Consider the following 25,638-nt stretch of genomic DNA (forward strand, 5'->3'; position numbering starts at 1 on the left):
CCTCACCGAATCTGGCGGCTCAGCAGAAGCGTTTTGATCGCTGGCGTCACGAATACAATCATGATCGTCCGCACGAAGCGATAGACATGCTCAGACCGGCCGAGATTTACCGTCCCAGTGCCCGGCGTCTTGGTGAAAAAGACAAAATGCGCTACCCGCCGGGTTATCACGTTTGCAGGGTCAGTGGATCAGGCCATGTCAGCTTCATGGGGTCGAACTTCTATCTGAGCGAGATCTACAGCGGCTGTAGGGTAGGTCTCTTTGAGAACGATCGTGGAATCATCGAACTCCACTACGCCAACTTGCACCTGGGTAATCTTGAGTTCGATGCCAACGAAATCTGGCGACCCAAAACACTCATCATCTCCGCGAACAAAGAACCGCGGGCCACCCGTCCGAAATGAAACAAAAACAAAAAGCTCTCTTTCGTGTTCGGTTGCTTCGCTCCGGCCTTGCCGCTGCGCGGCACCCCTGACGGGGACGGCCTAAGCGAAGCAACCGAACACGAACCACCATCCACCATGAACCTTGACCTCCTTAATCCACCCATCCATACCCATTGAAAGTGTAACCTATGTCCTTGTGAAAAGTGTTACCGATGTCTGTGTTGTGCCCTAAAAGACGTCAGAGAACCTAAAAGACGTCAAGTCTTGACTCTTTACTGGCGGCTGGGGTGTGATTTTGATCGATGTCAGTTTCTCCAATGGAGTGCTTCTTCCCCGTTGGCTCTGGCGACTCTGAGAGCGGCCATGTTTCGTGCGTTTTGTTCGGTCCACCAAGCACCGGCGATCTTGAGTCTGTCTTGCAGGACGTGTCGATGGGCGCTTCCGATCATGCCGGAACCGGTGGGCAGGCCGTTTTCAATCGCCGAGCGATAATCGAGTTGTTCAATGCGGTTTTGCAGGTAACGCATGGCGTTACGGACGGGAGTTTCGCCTTGCGGGATGCCTTCGGCTTCCACGTAAGGTTCGAGGGAGCGGATGACCTTGTCCGGTCGATTACTTTTAAGCCGTCTTTTTTGGGTATCGAGCCACTTGGGAGAAGTAGCCGCCTTCGGCGATGCTGCGGCGAGGTAGTCGCAGACATGGTAAAAGTCCACGAGATAGTCTTTGGCTCCCAGGCATTGCCGGGCCTGTTCGGCGATCCACGTGGCCCCGTCGCCGACGACATGGAGCTTGGTCGATGCCGCCCAAGGCAGCTTCGCCACAGTTGCCGCCCACGTGTTTCCGGCCTTTTGGACGTCGCCGAAGCTCACCCCATAGCGGATATTGCCGTGTCCGTGAACGCGTGCCGCGCACAAGCGCGCTTCCTTCCAGTGGCAGTTCCTGCCCTTGCGCCTGTCGGTGTTTGTTGCCCCGGTGCACTCGACCACCGGCACCATGCTCCCGTCCATCTCGGTAACGATGCATTCGGCTCCCTTCGATCTCAGGGCTCCGGTGGAACCGGCAGCCTCCTGACGGCGACGAACGCCACGGGCGTGTTCGAGCGTGATCGTTCGGACCGTCGAGTGGATGCAGAAGGGGTCAGAGTGGATGCAGAAGGGGTCAAACGCAAAATATAAATATTGCCCTATCTCGTTTTTCTTTTGAGAGTCCTATCAAATGCCGCGAAAGCAACGAATCGGAGGACACCAAAAAGACGTCAGGTCTTGACTCTTGACTAGTTTGCATTTTTGAGGCGTTCTTCCTGTATGCCGAGGCCACTACGAGTTGAGTATGCGGGGGCGTGCTACCATGTAATTAACCGAGGGAATTACCGTCAGCGTATCTTTGGTGGGAAGGGGGCAGCGGAGGCGTTTGAGCGGACTTTGGGAGAAGCAGCCGACCGTTTTGGCTGGGAGTTGGGAGCGTATGTGATTATGAGCAATCACTTTCATCTTGCCGTTCAGCTGGGCGAACCGAATTTGAGTGAGGGGATGAAATGGTTGCAGGGGACTTGGGTGCGGCGATTCAACCGTTACCGGAATTGGACGGGGCGACCGTTCCAGGGGCGTTACAAGGGGATTCTGGTTGAGCCTGGTCATGTTTATGGTCAGGTGTGCCACTACATTCATTTGAACCCATTAAGAGCGAAACTGGAATCGGAAGAAACGATTGGCGACTACCGCTGGAGCAGTCTGCACTGGCTGGGAAAGAGGCGTTGTCCGCGATGGTTAGACGGATCGGTTGTTCTCGAGGAGGCGGGAGGATTGACGGATACACCCGCTGGCTGGCGCAATTATCGGAGGTATCTAGCATGGATGGGGACCGATAACCGTGAACGGAAGAGGTTGATGGAAGCAAAGCTGAGTCGTGGTTGGTGTAAGGGCTCCAAAGATTTTCGGAAATCGATGTGGGATGAAGCGAAGCAGCGGGGAGCCGATTGGGATCGGGTGCGTTTTGAAGGGCTGGATCCTGCTGAGCTCAACAAAGAAAGAGAAGTTCGTTGGGAGGAACAGCTGGAGGAGGTCGCTAGCATTGCGAAAATCGATCTGGAGAATCTCCCGTTAGGAAAGATGGCAGAGCCGAAAGCGATTCTTGCGGCGGCAATGAAACGGGCGACATCGGTGAGTAATGGCTGGCTGGCAGAACGGTTGGAGATGGGATCAGCGGCAACGGTCAGTCAGGCGGCTCAGAGGGTGGTTTTGAAGGAAGAGAGTGGTCAGGAGGTGGAGAAGTTGGTGGGGGAGTTGAGAGTGTTGCGATGAGGGATGGAGTTGGTTTTCAAATGGCCTCGCTCCACCCCGTCCCTCGGGCGAGGGCCACCCCTCCTCGCTTGCGAAGAGGGGAACTGGTTTATAGGTAGTGCCGTTGGGTCTCCAACGGCCCCTGTGGGTTGAGTTTGGCTGGCCTTGTGTGAAATGGGCCATCTGAGATGCTTTTGGTGGAGTTGAGGTAGTGAAACTGAGAGGGGTAGTTGTTGGCGTATAAAACGCTACCTTATAGCCCAAAAATATGCTATTTTGTGGTTTATATAAAGGAGGACTATCACCCATGACATGGAACTGGCAGCAAGAGGATTGGCCTAATTTCGTTTACCAACCAGCGAAGTTAGCGGCTTTTGAAGCGAATTTCATGAAGGAATCCGGCGTAGTCATCGGTGCGTTTCGTCATTTGGATGAGGATGACAGGGATATCCTCAAGGTGGATCTGCTTAGTGCTGAAGCACTGAAGACATCCGCAATTGAAGGGGAGCTACTGGATCGCGAGACCTTACAATCATCGATTCGGAGGCAGTTCGGTTTGCATACGGATCGCCGCCAAACTTCCCCGGCTGAGCAAGGTATCGCGGAAATGATGGTCGAACTTTACCATGGGTATGAAAAACCACTGTCTCACGAAACGATCTTTGAGTGGCACCAGCAACTGATGAATGGAAGGCGAGACCTCAGGGATATTGGCCGCTACCGGACCCATGATGACTCAATGCAGATAGTCTCTGGTCCTGTCCATGACCCGAGGGTCCATTTCGAAGCGCCGCCATCCCACCGGGTGAAGACGGAAATGAATGCCTTTATCCGATGGTTCAATGGGTCTCCCATAGCAGGGGTCAAACGCAAAATATAAAGATTGCCCTTTTCGCTTTTTTTTTGTGATAGTCCTAGCACATGCCGCGGAAGCAACGAATCGAATACCCTGGAGCGATCTATCATGTGATCAGTCGTGGGAATTACCGAAAAGATCTCTTTACGGAGAAGAAGACCGGGGAGGCGTTTGAGCGGACTATTTTTCAGGCAGCAGAACGATGTGGATGGAAGATTTATGCCTATGTGATTATGAGCAACCACTATCACTTGGCCTTGGAAACACCGGAACCGAACCTGGTGGAGGGGATGAAGTGGTTGCAGAGTACCTTTGCCACTCGCTTCAACCGCTTTCACGGTGAAAGGGGGCACGTTTTTCAGGGTCGGTATAAGTCACTGGTTGTGGAGGAAGATCGCCCGCTGCTTGGACTGATCGACTACATCCATCTCAATCCGGTAAGGGCTGGTTTGTGTTCCGTGGATGAACTTAAGAACTATCCGCTTTCCAGCTTTCCCAAATACTTCAAACGGCAAGTGTCTCCTCAGCTGGATCGGGAGATTGTTTTGCTGCTTTGCGAGCAGCCAAACACCTTGAAAGGATTTCGAGAATACCACAAGCGATTGAAATATCGGGAGGAGGGTGATGGTGCCTTGCGGGGAGAACTTTCGAAACGCTATTGCCGGGGTTGGTTTCTCGGGAGCAAGAGAGCGAAGAAGGAGTTGGCCAAGGAGCTAGTCAAAGAGAATCCCTTCGCAGACTGGGAAGGGGTTGATTTGAAGGAAGTCAATCAGGCTCGCTGGGAGAGTGTCGTGGGGGAAGAACTTTCGAAGCGAAGGCTTGGAGAAAAGGACATTGAGTCGAGTCCAAAAGGGGCGCAATGGAAGGTGGAAATCGCCAAACGCTTGCGCAAGGAGACCACAGCAAGGAATCCATGGATCGCAGCTCGGCTGAGAATGGGCCATCCGAACTATGTGAGTAATTTGGTGAATCGATAGAATCTTAATGTTTTGCGTTTGACCCATTCCCCTTGGAACCAAATTATGTGAGTAACTTGGTGAATCGATAATGTATTTATATTTTGCGCTCCATCCAGTTTTTTGACCCTGGCCAGACGCATTGGCATTCCAATAGGCGCCGACGACTAAACCATATTCTCCTTGAGTCTTTGGTGATAGCGATAAACCTAACGACTTATGGGCTTTTAACCTTGTGTTTCAAAAGGCGCTCATTATTTTCAATTAGGTGTTAAGGTTTTCATCGTTATGTATAGATGCATCGGGGCAGTTAGAATTTTACCTAGTTTACTAAAATGAACGGTGCCAACGACTCGGCTAGAACCCAAGTGAAGATAGCTGTCGAATCGTTCGATAAGCTACAGGCCATTCTCGATAATGATGGATCAGTTAATTACGACGTAGTTAGCGAGACTCTTTACGAGCCGGATGATGGCAAACAATATTATGATGCCGTTTCGGTTGTGTTAGGTATCACCGCATATGGAATGTTTCGCCTCATCAAGCATCTGATATCCGTCTACGGCACAGGTTTGTTCATTGACGCTACTGTCACGCCTCCCCTGATCACTACTTTAAAGGGAGTCAAACAAGGAACTACTCATATCAAGACCAAAGATGCCAAAGGAAACGAGGTGATCAAGACTTACGCAGACAAAGATATCTCCCTCGAAGCTATTGGTAGTTACTTCGGCCAAGGAGGTTGATAGTGGGTTTCTATGATCCCCAATATGCTATTATCGATCTTAGCGAGGAAGATATCCCTGCCGTTCTCAAGAAAAATGGACTAATTGAGTTATATAATAACTCGAACCACCCTGATTTTAGCGGAAGGTTAGCAAGAGTCCTTGTTCATGAATCCATCCACCATTGGCAGTTTACCTCTTCACCGTATTTAAGACAAAAATTGTTGGAGCCTAAACAAGACTCAAATCAGAGCTCAAATAAGTCTGCTAGGTTTTCATCACATGCCATTACCGAGTGCTTTGCTCGATTTTGGGACGTGATGATTCGTTCTCCAGATACCATTATACAAGAAGAAGAGATCGACACGGAAGGCGTCCAGATCAGTGTTTTACGTCCAGGAATGCTACGAACCTGTACGCAAGCAGCATTTGAGCTTTGTATGTTAAAAGGGCCGGGCTGCCGCAGTCATGGCCCACCATACGAGTGGATGAAACATGAATGTAGTGACAGCTACATGCCTGACTTGCTCTTACCACTTGCTGCTCATATCGCCTTGTGCTCAACGAACCCTAGCGATGCATTTTACGAGGCTGTTAGGGCTTTCAACAATAATCAGAGTATTCGTCTTTGGCTAGAGAAGTGTGATCCGAACCCGAAGAATCAATGGCCAAGAACCAATTTTATCAATGTGGATTGGCTACGTGTTTTTCCATTAGCGGTTAAGGCATTGAAAGATAATAAGAAGCTCATGAAACTTTGCCCGAGAAGCTTAGATCCCTTTGCCGATTTTTCTAAAGAGTCAGTTAAGAGTCACCCAATTTGGTCCAAAGTCCCCTTCGGCTTTAGTAAGCAAAACTGCTATGAATCTGTGATCAATGCGCTTGATACACGCGCCCCAGCAGGCCTTGAGTTGCACTGGGCTGAACAGTTGATTGCTAAATCCCACCCTAACGCAGCCTTCATCTTTCCGGGCATTGTGAACTTTCGGTATTGTCTAGGTAAGTTTGCAGGTCCCGCTGCCGTTCGTTTTCGTGATCAGATCGTTTTTTCGGATTGGGTGGATTCAGAACTTCAAGACGTAATTCTGAAGAGTGTTTTAGAGACGACTTGAGTGTTTTGAAACGAAATAGGTAGGTGGCAAATCCTTCATTAATGGAAAAAGTATATGGTCGTTGTGAGAAGACCCCTGCGACTGGACCAGTTTGCGGGGGTCAGGTCGGTAGTGTCCAGAATCTTTCGCTTTTTCTTTTTCGGTCCTCAGGAAGGTAGTGTTCTTGTTATTGGTTGTGGTTGGATTGCTCTGGCGTAAGGAGGGCGTAGCCCGACTGGAGCCAGAGCAATGGATCATGAGGCGGTTGCCTCGGTGAGTGGTTGTTGATCAAGTTTCTTCATGTCGAGGTAGCGGCGTAATCCCCACTTCGTGCCGGTGATATATCGCAGCCTTGCGGCAACGAGCATCAGGGCACTATTCCCGTCTGGAAAGGCACCGACCACTCGCGTGCGTAGGGGCACAGAAAGGGGTCAAACGCAAAATATAAAGATTGCGGATCTGCTCTGTGTTTTTAAGTTTCTACCCCATGGCGCGAAAGCAACGAATTGAATACCCCGGCGCAGTGTATCATGTGATCAGTCGGGGGAACTACCGGAAGGATCTGTTTACTGGTGAGAAGACGGGTGAGGCTTTTGAGAAAACCATCTTTCAGGCAGCGGAACGATGTGGCTGGAAGATTTATGCCTATGTGGTGATGAGTAACCATTACCATCTGGCGTTGGAAACTCCGGAGCCGAACCTGGTAGAGGGGATGAAGTGGTTACAGAGCACCTTTGCGACACGTTTCAATCGTTTCCGCGGAGAAAAGGGGCATGTATTTCAAGGGCGCTACAAGTCTCTGGTGGTGGGGGACGATCGCCCCTTACTTGGGCTCATTGACTACATTCACCTCAATCCGGTCAGGGCTGGACTCTGTTCGGTGGATCAATTAAGGGACTATCCACGTTCCAGCTTTTCGAAATTTTTCAAGCGGCAAGTCTCGCTTCCTCTGGACCGTGAGTCCGTTCTCTCACTGTGTGGCTTGCCGAACAGCTTGAAGGGAACGCGCGACTACCATGAACGTCTGAGATATCTTGAGGAGGGTGATCGAGCACGGGGTGGAGAACTGTCGAAGCGGTATTGCCGCGGTTGGTTTCTTGGGAACAAGGAATCAAAGAAAGAACTGGCAAAGGAGCTTGTAAAAGAGAATCCCTTCGCCGCCTGGGAAGGAGTCGATTTAAAGGAGGTCAACGAAGCTCGTTGGGAACGTATTGTGATCAAAGAGTTATCGAGGCATAATCGTGGAGAAGGAGACATAGCGTCTGATCCGAAGGGAGCTTCTTGGAAAGTGGAAATTGCAAAGCTTTTGCGAAATGAGACTACGGCAAAGAATCCCTGGATTGCGGATCGCCTCAGAATGGGGCATCCGAACTACGTGAGTAATTTGGTGAATAGATGAAATCTTTATATTTTGCGTTTGACCCCTTTTTTCGCCCTGCCTTTTTTCGCCCCTGAACATAAAGAGTTGATTACCTTTACTGATGAATTTATTTCGAGGATTTTCTTTTCTGGTCGGGATAAAGCTTTGCTTTTTTCTAGTCGGTTGTGAAAGAGATAAGAACCTTGATTTGAAAGCCATTTTAGATGATCCAACTCTAGTTAAGTATGTTGAATTTGATGAAGATCAAAACGGTTTTTTTCTCCGGATTATTGTAAATGAGTTTAATGAAGAATTTTTTGGAAATTTAAAAAAATCCCCTTCAGATATAACTGGAACTGGGAGTATTTATCGTGGGAAAGTCTACTGTGAAAATGGATTTGAATTTTCAGTATGGGTTTGCGTAGACATGTCTTCGAACGGTGAAATATATTATGCGGTGACGGACTCTCAGGAAATAGTAGATTCCTTTCCCCAATTCTATTGGATTTCGATTTCAGAAATTCCTTATTGGAATAATTGGCTCATGCTGGCAGCATGGTCTATCAATTATGAAGGCACTTCCGGTGACGCAGGGCCCAAAAAGGTAAACCACAAGGATATGGGTAACAGATAGAACAAGGCCATCGGTAACACTTTTATGGCGTGTATGCCATGGAAAGAGACCGATGTAATGAGGGACCCAAAAAGACGACAGAGGGACCCAAAAAGGCGACATGTCTTGACACTTGACAAACTCGACCCGAATCCCGTGCCTCCAGTGGCGTCACTCCCGCCCGTCCCCAGAGGGAGCTGTCCCCATGGTCGCTCGCTTCGCTGTGCTATCGGCGGCTTCCCCCGCTACTCCCAACGAGTCGTGATTGCTCCTCTCCTTGCTCACCCGCGTGCGCAGGTCTCGCCGCACGGGAAAAGTGGCTGAGGCTTAAACTCCTCCGGAATCGTTGTCGATGGCGCCCTCGATCCTGTCGAAGATGGCGTTTTGTATGCTTCGCGCCTAATCACCGTAAGACCTAAACCGTGTCTTAGACGTGACGTCCTTTTCATGGGTTTACCTCTCTTTCTTGGGTTTAGTGTTAAGTGATGAGCTTGTTCACCCGTGTCCTTGACTTTCTTGTGGTTTCGTTGAACGAAGAACACGTCTTCGCCAGATCAAAAAGATCATAAAGACCCAGTCGGATGCCAACAGGAAAGCCGGAAAGAGGAGGGTGGCGAAGGTGGGTTCGGGTATGGCAAAGAGAGTAAGAAAGTACCTAAGCCCTGCCCAGAAATAGGAGACTGGAGGCTCACTCCACGGCTTTCGCCACGACTTCCTGTAGGTTGGGAGAAACGAGAGGAAATCGATACACATGACCAAGAGGATCGCGGTCAAAGGAGACTTTGCCCAGAGCCAGATGGGTATGATCACGAGCGCACTTAGGAACGCGATCCAGTCACTTTTCGTGATCCGTTTCTCCCCTATGAAGAGGGAGACGAATGCAATGTAGAGGGAGACCACTGCCTTCGCGCCGAGTACCCACGCAGACGGTCCTCCGCCGAGGTGGAACTGAGCCACGGTCGCAATCAGCGAAATCACACCGAGATTCAGCCAAGAAAAGACGTGAGGATGCGTTTCTCCTCGCTGGATCGATACGATGTAGGTGAAGTATCGGATGACAGTAAAGATTATCGCCAGATACGCGAAAAGGTGCGGGCGAGTCAGGAATTCGTTCATCGTCTTTTCGTCACTGTCGTCTCTCCAAGGTCTTTGCAGAAGCAAAAACCGCAACTGAGCCGTCAACCAATACTTCAGCAGGCACAGTTACCAGATGAATTCTTTGAGGAGGTTGGAGGAAACTAGAAAGGAAAACCACAAGGACATGGGTAACAGATGGCGCAAAGACATGGCTGCTTGCCTCAAAGATAGTAACAGTAATCGATAGTATGTAATTCTCTGGATTCTTTATTTTTCTCGGTTCGCTCATCCCGTCGCGAGCGATCGTCGATATTGAAAAAGAGTTGCCGGGTATAGATCCGGTAATTTCGAACTCTCTTATTCATCGGTTTCTTGAGGCGTGGTTTCTCTCGGTTATCCGACTCCGTTAAAAACCGTGTTTCCTGACATTATTTTCGATATCTGGAGTGTTTTTAATCGTCGAAGGTCTGAGGTCTTAGTGGGACCTGAAAAATGCCATATCTTGACCATCCAAGACCGCATCGACCGACCGACCAAACCAAGAGTCGCACCGCCCGTTCGCGCCAGCGTGGCCGACGCTTGACTCTAGTTTGCTGATAAGATTTTCTGGATGGTTTTTATAATGAAATACATGCACTCAACCTACTGCGTCTTACTAGCTGGCTTTGTTCAGATAGTCGAAGCGGTTATTTCCATCGATACCGATGCGGACTGGAATACCAACGGAATCGTCAACACTGGAGATCCCTTGTCGACTTTTCAGCTCTACGATGCAAACAGTAACCCAGATGGCACTGCCACCATTCTAAACCAGGGAAGAAGGAGTGTAAGGTATGAAAGCGGAAGCACACCGCCAAGTCGTCCACTCACACAGACTTTCCAGACAACGACGCCATTCATTCTCGAAACGATTCAGTTCGTTTATAACCAGGCGAATGGAACGAGTGCCGACGTAGAGTTTCGGATCTATGAGGTCGACAACATCGTCGCTCTAAATGCTGCTGATGATGATATCGTCGTATTCGATAGTAATAACCAGCCCGATCCGGAGCCTGGAGATTTGCTTGATGGCGCCGTGCAGGTCTACAGCCAAACTTTTAATTTGGGAGCGACCATCCTTGATCCAGACCAAAACAGGGTCCTCGAAATCAGCGGGATCAACGGTCCAGCCCTTGTCGATCGCTCTTCCGAGGGTCCAAGCGCCGGCTATGCGTTTATCATGCTCGGGCTGACCAATGTCCAGCCCTACGCGTGGGCTGGTGAAAGACAGCAGGGTGCGATTGTTTCTGGCCCTTTCGCGTTGGATGCGGGACCATATCTTTCAGGAAGATCCTACTCAGACAATCCCGGGTCCTGGCAGGAGGAAGATGACTTCTCTCTAAACCTCTCTGGCACGGTGATACCGGAACCTTCCGCCTTTTTTCTGATCGGCATAGTAGGAGCTGTAGTGTCCTTGCGACGTCGGGAGCGGGGCGGTTCCTGAATTAACCAGTGTGGCCACTCTCTCTTTCGGTTGCTCTACTTGAACCACCGTTGAACGCACCTCTGTGTCGTATTGTCCAAGAGTGAGCTACCTCGCACCAGATTTACTCTCAACTTTTTAAGATCAAATAGAGCTGTCCGGTGAGGTCCCACGCCACTGACCATATCGGATTTGATGGACAGCTGGAGTTCTCCCCGATCCCCATTTTGAACGGCTCAAGAGGCTCCTCCCAAAGAGTGAGAAACCGGTAGTGCCAAACTTCATTTGTTGATTAGGCAGCCTTCAGAGGCACAAGGCGGACTGCTAGTCTTTTGCTCAACTCACGAAGTAGAGTCGCCGGTGACGACGGCACCCTCTACCGGCTCATCATTTTCTTTTAGTTTCTTTCTTTCAGTCAGTTTTTCGATGATGTAGAAGCTGGCGGGAATCACAAAGATCGCTATGAATGAAGCGAAAAGCATCCCACCAATCACGGTCATACCGAGGATCCTGCGTGAGACCATTCCCGCTCCGAGAGCGGTTGCCAGCGGCACGCAACCTAGAATGAACGCGAATGAAGTCATCAGGATCGGACGGAGCCGCAAATGGGCTGCCTCAAGAGCTGCGTCCCGAATCGACTTCCCGTGCTCTTGCCTTTGCTGTCTCGCGTATTCGACGATCAGAATGGCGTTTTTAGCAGCAAGACCAATCAACATCACCATCCCAATCTGCGCGTAAATGTTATTCTCCATTCCACATGCCCAAAGTGCGAGGAAGGCACCCGCAATCGCAATAGGCAGGTTTAGCAGAACGCTAAACGGCAGGGTCCAACTTTCGTAGAGAGCGGCAAGGATAAGGAATACAAAGAGGAGAGATAGACCGAAGATTGCGACGGGAGAAACTCCAGTGGCGGCCACTTTCTCCTCATAAGACATGCCGCTGTAAGCATAACCCATCGTCCGGTCCATCGTGGAGTCGAAGGTGCTCTCGAGAAGAGCCATCACATCACCTGTCGAATATCCCGGTGCTGCACTCACATTGATCTGCGCCGTGCGGAAAATGTTGAAATGCTGGATAAACTCAGGCCCGAGCTGCCTCTCTGTCGTAGTAAAGGTGTTGAGGGGAACGGCGTCACCATCGGTATTTCGCACGTAGAACAGGTCAAGATTTTGGACGTCGGTTCGGAAGTCTCCCTCGGCCTGAAGGTAAACCTGCCATTGGCGCCCAAAGCGATTGAAGTAGTTGATGAAAGCACCCCCCATAAAGGCTTGGAGAGTCTGGTACACACTAGCCAAGGGGACTCCTTGTTTGAGGACCTTATCCCGATCCACGTCCACATAGATTTGGGGGATACTGGCGCTGTAGGTGGTCGAGGCCCGCAAGACTTCGGGGCTTTTCGTGATTTCCTCGATAAAACGTTCGGTTTCCTGTTCGAGGAACTCCGGGCTTCGTCCGCTTTTATCCTGGAGCATAAACGTCACCCCTCCCGAAGTCCCGATCCCAGGGATAGCAGGGGGAGGAAACGAGAAACCAATCGCCTCGGGTAAATCAAATAACTTTTCGTTCAGTTTTTTGAAAATCGCGCGAAGGTTCATTTCGCGAAGATTCTCTCTCGAATAACGCTCTTCCCATGGTTCAAGGGTGATGAAAAAGAACCCACTGTAAGAATTCATGACCCCGGAAAGAAGATTGAAGCCCGCAACCGCGGTGACGGCTTGCACCCCTGGAACAGAGGCAATCAGATCGTTCACCTGGTCGTTTACCGCTATAGTCCGCTGCAGGGATGCGGAAGGAGGAAGATTGACCGCTGCAAAAGCGTATCCCTGGTCTTCCGAGGGAATAAACCCAGGGTTGAGTCGGCTGGCGCTGAATCCACCAAGGCCGGCAAAGAAAATGATAAAGACCACTGCCAGGAAGCTCTTGCGGATCAGGCTTCCGCATAAAGAAACGTATTTATCGGTAGCCTTATCGAAACCTTTATTGAACTTACCGTAAAACCATCCCAGAGGGCCACGGACTTTCTTTCGGGGCTTTAAGAGGATGGCAGAAAGTGCGGGACTGAGGGTGAGAGCATTGAACGTCGAAATCAGGACTGAAATCGCGATCGTGATCGCAAATTGCTGATAGAGTTCACCGGTAATCCCGGGAATAAAAACGGTCGGGACAAAAACCGCCGTCAGCACCATACTGGTGGCGAAGATCGGTCCACTAACATCATGCATTGCATGCATAGTGGCATCTTTCGGAGACAATCCGCGCTCGATGTAACGCTCCACCGCCTCGACCACCACAATCGCATCATCGACCACGATTCCAATCGCGAGCACGAGGCCGAACAATGAAAGGGTATTGATCGAGAACCCGAGCATCGGGAAAACAATAAACGTTCCGATCAAAGAAACCGGGACGGCAACAAGTGGGATGATCGTTGCCCGCCAGCCTTGAAGGAAAATAAAGACGACAAGGACCACTAGGGCCAAAGCCTCAAAAAGCGTTCGCTGGATTTCTTTGATTCCTTCGGTGACGGCTTCGGTTGTATCGAGAGCTACCGTATACTCCATACCGTCGGGAAAGTTCTCTGCCATCTCAGCCATCAAATTCCTTGCATCCGTAGCTGCCGTTAGAGCGTTCGAGCCCGGAGTTTGGTAGAGTGCCAAGATCGCCGCCGGTTTCCCGTTGAACTTACCTTCCGATGTGTAGGTTTGTGCTCCCAGTTCAATTCGCGCTACATCCTGAACCCGGACCACCGAACCATCCTCCTCGGCTCTGATAATGATATTTCCGAACTCTTCTGCACTGGTAAGACGGCCCTGTGCCCGAACGGAGTAGGTGAACTCCTGGCCGGCTGGCACCGGCTCGCCACCGATGGTTCCGGCTGGGTTAACGGTGTTTTGACTCTGAATCGCGTCAGCAATCTCGGTTACGGTAATGTTTCGACTGGCGAGGACATTTGGATCGATCCAGATCCTCATGGCGTAGTCTCCTGCACCGAAAATAGTCACGCTGGAGACGCCGTTCAGCCGTGTGAAGGGATCGTTCAGGTTGATGACGGCATAGTTGGAGAGGAAAAGGCTATCGAGGGAGTCGTCAGGCGAAGTGATTGCGAAGAGGATTAAAGGGGAAGCGAGTGACTTCTCGACGACGAGGCCCATATCCCGCACCTGCTGGGGAAGTTGGGACTCCGCTTGGCTCACCCGCATCTGGGTGAGGATTTGGTCGGTATTGATATCAGTCCCCAGTTCGAAGTTTACCGTGAGGGAGAGAAGGCCGTTGTTGGAACTGGTGGAGGACATGTATTGCATGCCGTCCACTCCGCTCATTTGCTGCTCAATGGGTAGTGCGGTGGACTCTTCGACAGTGACCGCATCGGCTCCCGGGTAGGTCGCGTTGACTTTGATTTGTGGAGGAACAATTTCGGGATATTGAGCGATGGGGAGCATCGTCAGTGAGACGAGGCCGACGATAACCGTCAGGATCGCAATCACCATTGCGACGATTGGGCGGTTTACGAAAAACTTGTACATTCCGAGACTTTCTTGGCTTAGCTAAACAGGACCTACAAAGTAGTCTCTTTGGTTGATGAGGAGCTGTCGCCGTCGGATGTGTCGGGCGGGTCGTCGGTGTTTCCAGACCCAGAAGTTGGCTTCCACGGTGTTGGGTTTACCGTGGCGCCGTTGCTGGCTTTCTGAAGGCCCTCAATTACAACCGAATCCCCGTCCTTTAGGCCTTTGGTTATGACGACGTTGCTTCCTTTTGTGATCCCACGGGTGACTGGAGTCAAAGAGACTGTTTTATCGCTGTTCACCACAAACACCGAAAACATCCCTTGCGTTTCCATGAGGGCCCGCTGGGGAACGAGGATAGCATTCTCAAGAGTTTGTGTTTGAGCCCGGACCTTTACGTACTGACCTGGGCGCAGGAAATTATCCTCATTCGGGAAAAGAGCGAAGACTCCAATCGTTCCTGTCCCGGAATCGATTTGACGGTTAATGAACTGCAGTTTGCCCTTCTCTGCGTACGTTTGATTGTTCCCAAAAATGAGCTCGAGGTTAGATGGCCTTTCTTCGAACGGTTTGTTCAAAATCCGTTGCAGCTCAGTGGCGTTTTCAAGATAGGCCTTTTCGGGTATGTAGAATACGGCTTGGATCGGATCGAGGTTCGAGATCACTGCGAGAGTGCTGCTGGGTCCGACTAGGTCTCCGATGTCCGCCTGGGCCTTGCCGGCGATGCCATTGATCGGAGAATATACCTTGGCATAGCTCAGGTTGAGTTTCGCGTTGTTTAGAGCGGCTTCGGCGGCTTCAACGTTGGCTTGAGCGGCTTGCTCTGACTGGATCGCATTATCGAGCTGCTTCTGGCTGATCGCGTCGGCTTTAATCAATTCCTTATCGCGTTCTACGGTAATCTGGGTTTTCACAAGCTGCGCTTTCGCCTCTTCCAAGTCTGCTGCGGCCCCCTGAACAGCGATCTCGAGCGTATCGGGGTCAATGGTGAAGAGCAGTTGGCCCTCCGTGACCGCGGTGCCATCCGAGTATTCTTGCGTAAGAAGGTATCCTTCTACTTTTGGACGAACGAAGGTGTTCACCTTTCCATCGAGGGTAGCGACGATTTCGCCAAAGACTGCCACGTTCGTTGGTTCGACAGTCATCACCTGGACAGTCGGGGCTGGAGGCTGAGCAGACTGCTCGCTCTCGTTGGAACAACCCGTTAGAAAAACAAAAAGGAACAGAGGAAGGTGAGCGAGTCGCGTGGTCATGTTATCGGAAAATTAGTCTTCTTATTCTTGAGACGGCAGAGGTGGCGGGGCGGGTGAATCGTTGATCGGGCCTTCTTCAAAGTTTCCTCCCAAAGCGAGGTAGAGATCAACGCGATTGGTGAAGAGCTGGCCTTGTGCTGTCAACAAATCGGCCTGCGCAGCAAGCGCCTCACGCTGGACTACCAAGAGACTGGTGAGATCCGTCTCTCCTTCGCGGTATCGGATCTCACCAATTTCCCGCGCTTTTTCGTAGCTCTCTGCGGCAATCTCCAGCTCATGAACCTGCTCAAAGAGAGACTTCTCCAAAGAGAGAGCGTCTTCTACTTCCTGGAAAGCAGAAAGCGCGGTCGATTGGTAGGTAGCGACTGCTACCATCTGGTCCGCTTCAGCCTCCTCGAACTCTGCTCTCCGAAGCCCCGCGTCGAACAATGGCTGGAACAGATTCAGTCCGATATTGACGAGCATACTCTTTGCATCGAACAAGTCGCCAAAGTTGTCTGAGGTGGACTGATAGGAAGCACTGAGCGAGAACTGGGGTAGGCGAGCGGCTGATGCGGAATTGGCGAGGAAGAAAGCGGAAGCGACGCGACGGTCAGCGGCAATCAAGTCAGGACGGCGCTCGAGAAGGGTTGATGGCAGGCCCGCGGGAACATCAACCAACTCCGATCCCAGAGAGTCGGCAATCGAAAGGTCCGTTGATGGATACCGCCCAAGTAGAATCTCCAGGCTTCGGATTGAAAAACGGAGCGAGAATCGAGCCTCCTCTACGTCCTGGCGGGAGTTGGCGAGATCTGCTTTAGCGGTAAAGGTATCCTGCGCGGATACGTCGCCGGCATTGAAGCGGGCTTCGGTAATTCGGAAGGTCTCCGCAAAATTGGCCACGAACTCCTCCGCAAGCTCCAGTTGTTGTTTCGCGGTGATGGCCTGAAACCACCCCTTGGCTACCTGGCCTGCCAGGCTTTGTCGGGCTGCTGCATAGTCTGCAGCGGTTGCGGAGGCTGAGAGTGCGGCACTCTTTGCGGAATCGGATATGCGCCCCCATACATCCAGTTCCCACGCTAGATCCAGTGAAATGCCGAGCTCAGTGTCGTTTCTTTCCAGCCCGAGAAACCTCTCTTCTTCGGTAAGTTCAAAAATGTGGAACTGTTTGGCGACTGCGCCTGCGTCCAGCTGCGGGAAAAGTGCGGAATTAGCCTGGCGAGCCTGGGCGATAGCAGCCGACAGGGAGGCAGCAGTCGCTGCGAGATCGGGGTTTGCTTCCTGGGCCTCGTTTACGAGATCCACGAGCTTGGAATCGTTAAAGGTGGCAATCCAATCGTTGGCAACTGGTCCGGCTTCTCCTCCGGCATCCCAGCCGCCAGTTGGAGCCATTTCAGTCATTTCTTTTCGCGGATCCGGCTGTGGAATGGAACATCCCGCCAAGAAAAGGGTAGTGAGCAGTGCGACGACTGCCGATAGGCGAGAATTGAACGCTTGGATTGAAACCATAAGTCGATTCGGAAGATCGGAATGAAGACCTGAGAGTCTGAGTCTGACGAAATGTGAGCAAGCCTAAAGGAAGTGGCAGCTGGGCAGATTTGAATGAGTGGTTCCACGATCGGCTTTCTCTTTCAAGATGGTGGAGCGAAGAGGATGGCCTTCTGGTGCAGCGAAGTTGATTTGGCTCCCGATCAGAGAAGGTGACCCATCGCGAATTGGACGAGTAGCCGGATAATAACCATCAAAACCGACCTCGTGTATTCTTCTTCCCGATTCCTAGCGTTTAGGTTCTTAGTTTTGATCGAGTTGCTTGTTTGGAGTCATTACCGACTGGACAGCAACCATGGTTGCCAAGCAGGTCGCCTCACTTTCAAATAAGGAGTTGCTTTGGTTTATCATTAGATTGCTGGTCGCTTTTCTGGCCGTATTCGCCTGCTCCTTGGTGAGTGCTGTTCCGAGTTCTCATAGGGGAGAAGGAAAGAATCGGTCTCACCCTGGAGTGTTTTCGGTGTTTGAAAAGGATCGCTCAAGCGCACTATTGAAGTTGCCTGTCAATACTCCCCCCCAGCTAAGAGGTGCCGCTGAGGAATTCTCCAGACAAGTCGAATCTATGGGTGGTGAATCGATATCGATCGTGACAGAGCAAGAGGACTTGGCTTCTATTCGTCCGGTGATCGAATTTGATGAGGGCCACGGGTTCCCGCCTAGCCCATTTATCTCAGATCGCGGAGACGATCGGTTTGTTCTCGAAGTAAGCTCGCGCGTCCTCACGATACGGGCAAATGATCCACTAGGGTGGGAGTTTGGTCTTTACACGCTGTTGGATCATTTTGGCGGGGTTCGTTGGTTCTGGCCAGGAGCCGACGGGACCTACACGCCGGAAAGAGCGAATTGGCGGATTCCCTACGGAACCTACGAGTTTCAGCCGGCTTATTTTTCGCGGCGGTTGACGGTGGGTAGGAGCGAGGAAGCTGAGACTTGGACGCGAAGAAACCGCCTCAGGGGTTCATACTCCTATTCTCACAATCTGCGACGGATCTTTGATCGTGAATTCTTTCTAGCGAATCCGGAAACCCTAGCAGTGGACTGGGATCCTCAGAATTCACCTGGACAGGGACACCCTCTTTGGAGGTCTCAACCCGACTTGACCTCCGATCTTGTGGTTGAGACTGCGGCAAGGGCGGCGATTGAAGCCTTCCAAGAGTCGCCTGATCGCTTGACCTTTTCTTTGGGGATCAACGACAACAATCACTACGGGGACAATGAGCAGATTCGTGAGCTCACTCGGCCGATGCGATATTTTCGTGATCTACCTGACTACTCGGATCTGGTCTTTGATTTCATGAATCGGGTCGCAGAGGTGGTTTCGCTAGAGTTCCCGGATCGGTTTCTTGGATGTCTTTCTTACATGTGGGTGGAGAATGTTCCAAGTTTTCCCGTTCATCCGATGATCCTCCCTTACCTCACGGCTGATCGAAGTCAGGGTTACGACGTCGACTTTACTGAAGAGGATCGTGAACTGGTTCGGGAGTGGGTGAGCGCGGGTCCTCGACTTGTTGGGATATACGACTATCTTCACAGCGCTCCAAATCCGTTTCCACGGAGGGCTAATCTAATCGTAGGTCAGAGGATTCGGGATGCTTATGAAACGGGAGTGCGCGCTTATTTTGGAGAGGTAAATGCGATTTGGCCTTTTCACGGCGACGTCCCTTGGTCGGTCGCGAGAATGCTTTGGGATCCAACCCTTGATCCGGGAGAGCTGGAGGAAGAGTTTTTGGTGAAGTTCTTTGGACCTGCGGCGCAAAAGATGGGTGAGTTCTACGACCGGGCCCGTTGGATATGGATGAGTCAGGGTGGCAGTGCTGTTTGGATTAAGTTTTACAAAGACGAGGGTGGCATCGCTCTTTTTGATGAAGACGATATTTCCGCAATGACCGAAATGTTGGACCAAGCGCTCGTCGATTCGGGAGAAGGAGTATACAAGACCCGGGTCGATGCCGTGCGAACCACTTGGGAGTTGACGCTAGCCTTCTTTCGAATGCAAAAGGCGAGAGAAGAATTGGTTCTCGATGAAAGACAAAGTCTCACTCCAATAGAGATTGTCGAATTCCTGAACGCACGTGCCAAATGGATGGCTGTTCTTGAAAGCCTGAGGCAGGGTGTTTGGACACGAGAGACCGTCCGAACCGTTTTCTCGCAGTCGGATCCCACGTTTCACGCTGCCCGTAAAATCGTTTCTCAACTTTCTCCCGAAGAAAGGCTCCGTTTTTGGGATTGGCTCTTTGCTGAATCGTCCCGATTGGACGATTCGACCGCACGGTTTATTTTCGGGCTTGCACGGAGTGCTTCGGACGACAACTGGGAGAGCCTCGAAAAGACCGAAAACTTGAGAGAGGACTTGGGTGAAATCGAGACACTCGGGAACGAAAACTGGGAACTCAGTCTTTCTGAGCCGTGGAAACTTTTGATCAGCCCTTCGGAAAGGGTAGAGGTTTCTTACAAAGGTGATGGGAAACAGGAATACCTTCGGTTTTTGAACGCCTACGCAATCGGGTTAGCAAGGGAGTTTCCCGTAGAGCGCGGACAAGTTTTTGAAGGAATCGTCAGGGTAGGGGCAAAGACCAGTCTTGGGAATCGTACATCGTTCTACTTCGAGTGGAAGGCAGAGGATGGGAGACCCCTTGGAACGACCAGGGCCCTTCGTTTGCCGGAGACCGAGCTGAATACTGAAGGGACCTTTCATGTATTCGGCGTCCCTCCAAAAGGATCTACTGAGGGAGCCTTGGTTTTATCGGCAGTTCGACAAGCGCCAGGTGACACCCTTGATGTTTACAGCGTGGAAATTCGTAGATTTGTCGAAGACTAGAATTTCGCTTTGGGCGCCCACCCATTGTAATAACCTACAAGGGTAACTAGCAGCCGAAGTGCCGATCCGAAGGAGCGGACGAAGGCTGGTGGACGGAGAGGGACTCGAACCCACGACCTACTGGGTGTAAACCAGTTGCTCTAACCAACTGAGCTACCCGTCCGGGAAAACGGGTAAGGGTGGCATACTGGGCGCTTGTGGCAATTCCTTTTTCGCCAAAAATTTGGATGTTATTTAAACGGGGAGGGACGGACTCCGTTCCGTCCGGGAGGCTCGGAGGCAATTCCATGAAGTAAACAATCAAGCTCTCTCCCCCAATTCGCAGAAACGAGACCACGAAACGATTCTGCGGGCGAGTCGCCCAATCCTTTGATTGCGGAGCCTTTCCCTCCTTCGGATGCCAGAACTGATGTTGCCCCATTTTCACCGCTTCTTCACTTGACCCAAGAGACGAAAACTAGTTTTTTCCTCTGTTTACGCTAATTCCAGATCGCCGTTATGAAGCCAGTACTTTCTGAAATCACCAAGGAACAACTCCAGGAGGGTCGCGACCAGTTTAAGGTTGGCGATGGGGTCAAGGTCCACACCCGTGTCCGCGAGGGCGAGAAGACTCGTATCCAGATCTTTGCAGGGATCGTGATCGCCCGCAAAGGTTCCGGAATCAATGAGACTTTCACGGTTCGCCGGATTGCTTCCGGTGTTGGTTGTGAGAGGGTCTTTCCAGTTCACTCGCCGAACATCGAAAAGATCGAGGTCGACCGCGAAAGCGTGACGATGCGGGCGAGAATGTACTACATGCGGGAACGCATTGGTAAACGTGCGAGCCTTGTGAAAGAAAAGCGTTTGGCTGAGCAGGGTCGATAGTCGTAGGTCGTCCGACTACGGATACCTCGTCATTGGTAATCTGATCCACCGCTCCTTCGGAAATGGTCAACAGCGATCGTATTGCCAACGCTTTCGATCCGAGCCGACTCGCTTCCGCTGGGAAATCTGCTGCTTTCGTCTCTTACGCGTGCGCGGGCGATCCTGACTTTGAGACTTCCGTCGAAGTCTTTCGCCGCTTGGTCAAGGCCGGTGTGGATGTTCTTGAAATCGGAGTACCTTTCAGTGATCCCCTGGCAGACGGTCCAACCAACCAACGGGCGGCAGAGCGGGCTCTTGCTTCAGGGATGCACTCTGAGGATGTCTTTCGCCTGGTTCGCCGGGTGCGGGAATTTACTGACGAAGCTCCCATAGTTTTCTACACGTATTACAATCTGGTTTATTCGAAAGGAATTCGTGAATACGTCCGGGAGGCAGTAGATGCCGGAGTAGATGGACTGTTGGTTTTGGACCTTCCACCCGAAGAGGCAGGGGAATACCTAGAGATTTGTAAAGAGGAGGGGATGTCGACCGTGTTTATCGTTGCTCCGACAACGCCTCCAGAACGGATCCCGATCATCACCGGTGTCGCTACCGGATTTGTCTACTACGTATCTCGCGAAGGAGTCACTGGGGAACGTTCGGAGTTGGCCGAGGGAGTTAAGGAGGCTGTCGCCGCAATCCAAGCCACAACGGACTATCCTGTCGTTGTTGGGTTTGGCATCTCGACCCATGATCATGTTCGGGCGACCGCAGGTATGGCTTCTGGCGTTGTTGTTGGGAGCGCAATTGTAAAAAGGTGTGCAGCTTTGGCGAACGCAACGGAGGCAGAGTGGGACGAGTTTTCCCGTTTTCTTTTGGAGCTTACCTCGGGTTGCAACAAGGATCCGATCGGTCCGTCCTGACCCTCGACGATTCTCCCGGCGTTGTTAGTGTCGAATGACCCGAAAGAAAAACAGTAGTTATAGAGGGGTCTCTATTTTTGTTTGGATTCTCTCTGGATTCGGGGCTTTGTGTGGCTGCTCAAGTCTATCCAATGAATCGGGGAAGAGTGAAGCGGAACTTCAACTCGAGTTGGCCGAGGGTATGGGCGACCTGGCTGATCAAGAATTTGGACCCTTCGAACGAATCATGGACTTTCCCGACCTCGAGGCTCGCACCAAAGTGGGGAGTAGCCGAGTGGAGTCGCCGCCTCTGCAACAGACCGATGGCCGGCAGTTATCCGGATCCGAAGGACGGGGAATCGGATTTCCAGCTTCAATCGAGATTCGAAATGCGGACTCTGTGCCAGTGGAGATCACAAAATTCGATGTTCGCCGCCGCACCCCATCCGTTTTTGGCTACTTCGCCTCGTTTCTCGGGGATGACCCCATCCGTCTCAAACCAGGAGAGGTATGGGACGGCACTTTCATCGTTTCCCGGAGGGAGGGATGGTATCGGCTCGAAGCTGAAGTTTCGGCACCTGAGGGTTGGACAGCGGTTCGAGGTGACGGAACAAGAGGCGTGTACTTTCGGGAAGAGACTCTGCCCAAGTTCGGATTTACCGGTTACGCGGTGACTCTTACCTTTTGGAATCTTAATGAGGAACCAGTTGAGTTTCGTTATTGGGTAGCCGATGAAGACTATAAGGGTGGAATCCCGTCGGATCCGCTTGCCCGTGGAAACATCAAGCTGAAATCAGAAGAGGCTCTCCAGATCGAATTCGAGAGTGATTCCCGGGAATGGAACCTTGTCACCGCTTCACCTGAGGATAAGGATTGAGCGGTGAAAGCCTATCTGGATTTGATGCGCCAGATCCTCGAAACGGGGAGCTTCCGGGATGACCGGACCGGGACAGGAACCTGGTCTCTTTTTGGAGCGCAGTTACGTTTCCCTTTGGAGGAGGGATTTCCCCTCGTAACCACGAAAAAGGTCCATTTGCGCTCGATCATTCATGAGCTGCTGTGGTTTCTACGCGGCGAAACCAACGTCCGCTCGCTTCAAGAAAATGGTGTGTCTATCTGGGACGAGTGGGCCGATGAGGATGGCAATCTGGGGCGCGTTTATGGTGCACAGTGGCGTTCGTGGCAGGGCCCGGATGGGCAAACCGTGGATCAAATTGCTGAGGTGGTCCGATCCTTGCGAACCAATCCGGATAGCCGGCGTCATTTGGTGCTCGCTTGGAATCCAGGTGAGGTTGGAGAAATGGCTCTTCCACCTTGTCATGCTCTATTTCAGTTTTACGTGGCCGAGGGAAAATTGAGCTGTCAGCTCTACCAAAGAAGCGCGGATATTTTTCTGGGGGTTCCTTTCAATATAGCCTCCTACGCCTTGCTTCTTCAGATGATGGCACAAGTGTGTAGCTTGGAAGTAGGGGACTTTGTTCATACGTTTGGTGATGTCCACTTGTATGCGAATCATCGAGAGCAAGCGGAGTTGCAGCTTTCCCGAGAGCCTCGCCCTCTCCCCACGATGCAGCTCAATCCGGACCGCAAAGAACTGAACGAATTCGTCTACGAGGATTTCTCCCTCCAGGGCTATGATCCCTACTCGGCGATCAAAGCTCCAGTAGCAGTCTAGTTTTCGATCATGGAGACCCGCGGAACCTGGATTGCGGTAGTCGCCATGAATCAAAATCGGGTGATCGGAAAAGATGGACAATTACCCTGGCATCTGCCGGAGGACTTGCAGTTTTTCAAAAAACTGACGGTTGGAGGAACAGTCATTATGGGGCGGAAAACCTACGAATCCATTGGACGTCCGCTTCCGAAGCGGAGGAATCTTGTGCTTTCTCGGTCACTATCGAATGCGGAGGGAGTTGAGGTCTTCTCCAACCTATCCGATTTAAATGACAAACTAGGGAATCATGAACGAATCTTCGTGATTGGCGGAGGAGAGATCTACCGGCTAGTGATGCCTTACCTGCAGGAAATTTATTTGTCCCTTGTCGAAGGAGAGCACGTAGGAGATGCCCACTTTCCACTTTTTGAGGAAGACTTTGAGGCACCCGAAACCGTCTATCGGGGAGATGGTTTTTCGGTGAAGCGGTATTCCCACACGACGAGTTAGCCCGACAGGATGAACGGCTAAACGGAAGGAACTTCCCCAGTGCTTTTTCTCCTCAAACTTTCGCCCAACAAATTGCCCGTTCACTACCGGCCCAAAATCACCTTTGCGGTGTTATGACCGGAAGCACCCCAGACTCCTCCGCCGGGATGAGTGCTCGCACCCGTGAGGTAAAGGCCTTTGACCGCCGGAACTTTGTAACTCGATAGCTCCGGCATCGGGCGAAAAAAGAACATTTGGTCGAGACTCATTTCGAGGTGCATCACATTACCCCGGTGGTGACCGTGTAGTCGCTCGATTTCCAACGGAGTTTGAATGTAGCGGTCGATCACTTTCTCAGAGGTGCCTGGAGCATAGCGGTCGACGGCAGCGAGGAGCTTATCCGCCTCTCGATCAGCGATAGCGTCCCAGTTCTCTCCATTGCGCAACTCATAGGGATGATACTGCCCCCACACGAAAAGAACATGCTTCCCATCCGGGGCGAGGGTCGGGTCGAGAGCGGAGAACGTCATAGCCAACGGAACTGGATTGGTCGGCGGATGTCCGCGGACAAAGTCTCCGTAAGCATCATCGATTTCATCCCGTGAGCTGCAAAGGAGCTGCAGACCGTTGTGGCAATCTCCCACCCCATTGTGCAGATCTTCGCCGGGATAGTTCGGCAGGCTGTCCATCGCACACCGAACAATCATTCCGAAACCATTGCCGATTCGGAGCTTCGCAACGCCCGCACGGATCCGGTTTGGGAGAGGAGCTTCGCTAAGGAGTTTTTCGACAGTCGTTTTAATGTGGCAGGCCGCTACAACGATCTTTGCACTGAATTCTTCACCGTTTTCCAGCTCTACTCCTGTTGCCTTTTTACCCGAAGAATCGGTAAGAATCTGGCTTACGGGAGCGTCTTCACGAACAGTTCCTCCATTTGCGATGATCGCTGCTTTGAGGGCTTGCGTTAAGGCTCCGCTACCACCTTTCGCTCGCTTCATTCCACTTTGGTGATACATCGCATGCCAACCGGCAAAGTTTCCACTCGCTATTTCGGAGGGGGCTGGACCGGATTGCGCTGCCAGCCAGAGGATAGCAGCCTTGAGCTGCTCGTTCTCAAATGTTTCTTCGACCAATTGCCCGTAAGGGCCGAAGATCTTCCGTAACATGTCGATCCGACCAAAGCCTTTGATCGACTTTCCAAAAAAGGAACGAAAGAGATTCCAAGGTGTCGGCGCACGTAGAAACGCTTGAAGAGCCCCCTCGTTGATTTCCTTCCATGCTTCCGTAAAGACGAGATAGGCCTCTGCATCCTGAGAACTCACCGCAGCGATGCTCTCACAGGTCTTGTGAACGTCTTTGTAAAACCGGATTGCCGGACCTTGATTCGCGGGGAGAGGGGAGTAGCCCCAAGGGTCCATCTCCAAATATTCGAGTCCGTATCGGGCAAGCGCGAGATCCTTCAAAACCGGTGTTTGATGGATCATAATATGAGCGGAACTACCCACGTCGATACGGTAGCCCGGAATTCGGTCAGTCTCAGTGCAGACCGCACCTCCGATGATCGGACGTCTTTCGAAAACGGCTACGTTTCGTCCTGCTTTTGCCAAGTAGGCGGCAGTGATCAATCCATTGTGTCCTCCACCAACAATGATTGCGTCGAATGCACTTTCCACACAGGTAGGGTTGGTCGCTAGTGGAGTGCGGTCAATCGAATCCCTTTTTTGTTCCACAGAGCCGAAGTTCTGAAGTAGGGAGGTATTGAAGGGATTGGTTGGTGTTGTAAGAGGTTCCTATTGAAATTGGATTCACCACCCCACCACCTGACGGTGGTTCCCCCCTCCTCG

General features: G+C 51.6%; 23 protein-coding genes, 1 tRNA gene and 1 pseudogene. 16 read left to right on the forward strand and 9 right to left on the reverse strand.

The window, feature by feature from the left end:
• The coding region (locus AAGJ81_12660; protein MEM0966993.1) for a hypothetical protein at window positions 1–404 on the forward strand (404 nt) is incomplete at its 5' end.
• Window positions 405–691: 287 nt separating this feature from the next.
• Here AAGJ81_12660 and AAGJ81_12665 read toward each other — a convergent pair.
• Window positions 692–1,255, reverse strand: coding sequence for a UPF0236 family protein (locus tag AAGJ81_12665; protein MEM0966994.1), 564 nt, complete (start codon window positions 1,253–1,255; stop codon window positions 692–694).
• Between the two features lie 24 nt (window positions 1,256–1,279).
• On the opposite strand from AAGJ81_12665, the gene AAGJ81_12670 reads away from it, so the two are divergent.
• The 6 genes from AAGJ81_12670 to AAGJ81_12695 all read left to right on the forward strand — a co-directional run bounded on the left by AAGJ81_12670 (window position 1,280) and on the right by AAGJ81_12695 (window position 6,314).
• The gene (locus tag AAGJ81_12670; protein ID MEM0966995.1) at window positions 1,280–1,561 is read left to right on the forward strand and encodes a hypothetical protein; all 282 of its coding nucleotides are present in this window, start codon (window positions 1,280–1,282) and stop codon (window positions 1,559–1,561) included.
• A gap of 129 nt (window positions 1,562–1,690) precedes the next feature.
• Window positions 1,691–2,686 carry a transposase gene (locus tag AAGJ81_12675; protein ID MEM0966996.1) on the forward strand — a complete coding sequence of 332 codons (996 nt, stop codon included), beginning with the start codon at window positions 1,691–1,693 and terminating at the stop codon, window positions 2,684–2,686.
• A gap of 286 nt (window positions 2,687–2,972) precedes the next feature.
• Window positions 2,973–3,545: a DUF4172 domain-containing protein gene (locus AAGJ81_12680; protein MEM0966997.1), complete on the forward strand. Its 573-nt coding sequence runs from the start codon at window positions 2,973–2,975 to the stop codon at window positions 3,543–3,545.
• A 41-nt stretch (window positions 3,546–3,586) separates the two neighbouring features.
• Window positions 3,587–4,498, forward strand: a complete 912-nt coding sequence (locus AAGJ81_12685; protein ID MEM0966998.1) for a transposase — start codon at window positions 3,587–3,589, stop codon at window positions 4,496–4,498.
• 347 nt (window positions 4,499–4,845) lie between these two features.
• Window positions 4,846–5,223 carry a hypothetical protein gene (locus AAGJ81_12690; GenBank protein MEM0966999.1) on the forward strand — a complete coding sequence of 126 codons (378 nt, stop codon included), beginning with the start codon at window positions 4,846–4,848 and terminating at the stop codon, window positions 5,221–5,223.
• A gap of 2 nt (window positions 5,224–5,225) precedes the next feature.
• Window positions 5,226–6,314, forward strand: a complete 1,089-nt coding sequence (locus AAGJ81_12695) for a hypothetical protein (protein ID MEM0967000.1) — start codon at window positions 5,226–5,228, stop codon at window positions 6,312–6,314.
• A gap of 233 nt (window positions 6,315–6,547) precedes the next feature.
• On the opposite strand, the pseudogene AAGJ81_12700 reads toward AAGJ81_12695, so the two are convergent.
• Window positions 6,548–6,706, reverse strand: a pseudogene (locus AAGJ81_12700) (IS256 family transposase).
• Window positions 6,707–6,780: 74 nt separating this feature from the next.
• On the opposite strand from AAGJ81_12700, the gene AAGJ81_12705 reads away from it, so the two are divergent.
• Window positions 6,781–7,692 carry a transposase gene (locus tag AAGJ81_12705; protein ID MEM0967001.1) on the forward strand — a complete coding sequence of 304 codons (912 nt, stop codon included), beginning with the start codon at window positions 6,781–6,783 and terminating at the stop codon, window positions 7,690–7,692.
• 82 nt (window positions 7,693–7,774) lie between these two features.
• The gene (locus AAGJ81_12710) at window positions 7,775–8,287 is read left to right on the forward strand and encodes a hypothetical protein (GenBank protein ID MEM0967002.1); all 513 of its coding nucleotides are present in this window, start codon (window positions 7,775–7,777) and stop codon (window positions 8,285–8,287) included.
• Between the two features lie 474 nt (window positions 8,288–8,761).
• Here AAGJ81_12710 and AAGJ81_12715 read toward each other — a convergent pair whose 3' ends face one another.
• Entirely contained in the window at window positions 8,762–9,382 is a 621-nt protein-coding gene (locus AAGJ81_12715) for a hypothetical protein (protein ID MEM0967003.1), read from the reverse strand.
• A gap of 10 nt (window positions 9,383–9,392) precedes the next feature.
• Window positions 9,393–9,632 (reverse strand): hypothetical protein, encoded by a 240-nt coding sequence (locus AAGJ81_12720; protein MEM0967004.1) that lies wholly within the window; start codon window positions 9,630–9,632, stop codon window positions 9,393–9,395.
• A gap of 342 nt (window positions 9,633–9,974) precedes the next feature.
• Here AAGJ81_12720 and AAGJ81_12725 point away from each other — a divergent pair, with 342 nt between their 5' ends.
• On the forward strand, window positions 9,975–10,826 hold the full coding sequence (locus AAGJ81_12725; protein MEM0967005.1) for a PEP-CTERM sorting domain-containing protein: 852 nt from the start codon (window positions 9,975–9,977) through the stop codon (window positions 10,824–10,826).
• A 320-nt stretch (window positions 10,827–11,146) separates the two neighbouring features.
• Here AAGJ81_12725 and AAGJ81_12730 read toward each other — a convergent pair whose 3' ends face one another.
• From AAGJ81_12730 to AAGJ81_12740, 3 genes are read right to left on the reverse strand one after another with little or no spacing between them, the layout of a single operon-like run.
• Window positions 11,147–14,329 (reverse strand): multidrug efflux RND transporter permease subunit, encoded by a 3,183-nt coding sequence (locus tag AAGJ81_12730; GenBank protein ID MEM0967006.1) that lies wholly within the window; start codon window positions 14,327–14,329, stop codon window positions 11,147–11,149.
• Between the two features lie 32 nt (window positions 14,330–14,361).
• Complete coding sequence (locus tag AAGJ81_12735; protein ID MEM0967007.1) at window positions 14,362–15,561, reverse strand: efflux RND transporter periplasmic adaptor subunit; 1,200 nt, start codon at window positions 15,559–15,561, stop codon at window positions 14,362–14,364.
• A 21-nt stretch (window positions 15,562–15,582) separates the two neighbouring features.
• Window positions 15,583–17,049, reverse strand: coding sequence for a TolC family protein (locus tag AAGJ81_12740; GenBank protein ID MEM0967008.1), 1,467 nt, complete (start codon window positions 17,047–17,049; stop codon window positions 15,583–15,585).
• Window positions 17,050–17,383: 334 nt separating this feature from the next.
• Between AAGJ81_12740 and AAGJ81_12745 the strand changes: the two genes are divergently transcribed.
• A complete protein-coding gene (locus AAGJ81_12745; protein MEM0967009.1) occupies window positions 17,384–19,906 on the forward strand; it encodes a DUF4838 domain-containing protein in 2,523 nt (840 codons plus the stop codon).
• An 86-nt stretch (window positions 19,907–19,992) separates the two neighbouring features.
• Here AAGJ81_12745 and AAGJ81_12750 read toward each other — a convergent pair.
• Window positions 19,993–20,069, reverse strand: a tRNA-Val gene (locus AAGJ81_12750).
• Window positions 20,070–20,404: 335 nt separating this feature from the next.
• Here AAGJ81_12750 and rplS point away from each other — a divergent pair.
• From rplS to AAGJ81_12775, 5 genes are all read left to right on the forward strand, one after another.
• Window positions 20,405–20,770 carry a 50S ribosomal protein L19 gene (gene rplS, locus AAGJ81_12755; GenBank protein MEM0967010.1) on the forward strand — a complete coding sequence of 122 codons (366 nt, stop codon included), beginning with the start codon at window positions 20,405–20,407 and terminating at the stop codon, window positions 20,768–20,770.
• A gap of 62 nt (window positions 20,771–20,832) precedes the next feature.
• Window positions 20,833–21,672 carry a tryptophan synthase subunit alpha gene (gene trpA, locus AAGJ81_12760; protein MEM0967011.1) on the forward strand — a complete coding sequence of 280 codons (840 nt, stop codon included), beginning with the start codon at window positions 20,833–20,835 and terminating at the stop codon, window positions 21,670–21,672.
• A 34-nt stretch (window positions 21,673–21,706) separates the two neighbouring features.
• Complete coding sequence (locus AAGJ81_12765) at window positions 21,707–22,528, forward strand: hypothetical protein (GenBank protein MEM0967012.1); 822 nt, start codon at window positions 21,707–21,709, stop codon at window positions 22,526–22,528.
• 3 nt (window positions 22,529–22,531) lie between these two features.
• Window positions 22,532–23,326, forward strand: coding sequence for a thymidylate synthase (locus AAGJ81_12770; GenBank protein ID MEM0967013.1), 795 nt, complete (start codon window positions 22,532–22,534; stop codon window positions 23,324–23,326).
• A gap of 9 nt (window positions 23,327–23,335) precedes the next feature.
• On the forward strand, window positions 23,336–23,815 hold the full coding sequence (locus AAGJ81_12775) for a dihydrofolate reductase (GenBank protein ID MEM0967014.1): 480 nt from the start codon (window positions 23,336–23,338) through the stop codon (window positions 23,813–23,815).
• A gap of 83 nt (window positions 23,816–23,898) precedes the next feature.
• Here the strand turns inward: AAGJ81_12775 and AAGJ81_12780 are convergent, their stop codons facing one another.
• Window positions 23,899–25,524: an NAD(P)/FAD-dependent oxidoreductase gene (locus tag AAGJ81_12780; protein ID MEM0967015.1), complete on the reverse strand. Its 1,626-nt coding sequence runs from the start codon at window positions 25,522–25,524 to the stop codon at window positions 23,899–23,901.
• Window positions 25,525–25,638 lie beyond the last annotated feature (114 nt).

It is taken from the genome of Verrucomicrobiota bacterium, assembly GCA_038744685.1.
GTDB lineage: Bacteria > Verrucomicrobiota > Verrucomicrobiia > Opitutales > Puniceicoccaceae > Puniceicoccus.

Coding starts and splice junctions, on each gene's coding strand:
- rplS (MEM0967010.1), top strand. CDS start 20,405: ATGAAGCCAGTACTTTCTGAAATCACCAAGGAACAACTCCAGGAGGGT.
- AAGJ81_12715 (MEM0967003.1), bottom strand. CDS start 9,382: ATGAACGAATTCCTGACTCGCCCGCACCTTTTCGCGTATCTGGCGATA.
- AAGJ81_12725 (MEM0967005.1), top strand. CDS start 9,975: ATGCACTCAACCTACTGCGTCTTACTAGCTGGCTTTGTTCAGATAGTC.
- AAGJ81_12720 (MEM0967004.1), bottom strand. CDS start 9,632: ATGAGCGAACCGAGAAAAATAAAGAATCCAGAGAATTACATACTATCG.
- AAGJ81_12730 (MEM0967006.1), bottom strand. CDS start 14,329: ATGTACAAGTTTTTCGTAAACCGCCCAATCGTCGCAATGGTGATTGCG.
- AAGJ81_12740 (MEM0967008.1), bottom strand. CDS start 17,049: ATGGTTTCAATCCAAGCGTTCAATTCTCGCCTATCGGCAGTCGTCGCA.
- AAGJ81_12675 (MEM0966996.1), top strand. CDS start 1,691: ATGCCGAGGCCACTACGAGTTGAGTATGCGGGGGCGTGCTACCATGTA.
- AAGJ81_12685 (MEM0966998.1), top strand. CDS start 3,587: ATGCCGCGGAAGCAACGAATCGAATACCCTGGAGCGATCTATCATGTG.
- trpA (MEM0967011.1), top strand. CDS start 20,833: ATGGTCAACAGCGATCGTATTGCCAACGCTTTCGATCCGAGCCGACTC.
- AAGJ81_12775 (MEM0967014.1), top strand. CDS start 23,336: ATGGAGACCCGCGGAACCTGGATTGCGGTAGTCGCCATGAATCAAAAT.
- AAGJ81_12735 (MEM0967007.1), bottom strand. CDS start 15,561: ATGACCACGCGACTCGCTCACCTTCCTCTGTTCCTTTTTGTTTTTCTA.
- AAGJ81_12765 (MEM0967012.1), top strand. CDS start 21,707: ATGACCCGAAAGAAAAACAGTAGTTATAGAGGGGTCTCTATTTTTGTT.
- AAGJ81_12710 (MEM0967002.1), top strand. CDS start 7,775: ATGAATTTATTTCGAGGATTTTCTTTTCTGGTCGGGATAAAGCTTTGC.
- AAGJ81_12680 (MEM0966997.1), top strand. CDS start 2,973: ATGACATGGAACTGGCAGCAAGAGGATTGGCCTAATTTCGTTTACCAA.
- AAGJ81_12705 (MEM0967001.1), top strand. CDS start 6,781: ATGGCGCGAAAGCAACGAATTGAATACCCCGGCGCAGTGTATCATGTG.
- AAGJ81_12745 (MEM0967009.1), top strand. CDS start 17,384: ATGGTTGCCAAGCAGGTCGCCTCACTTTCAAATAAGGAGTTGCTTTGG.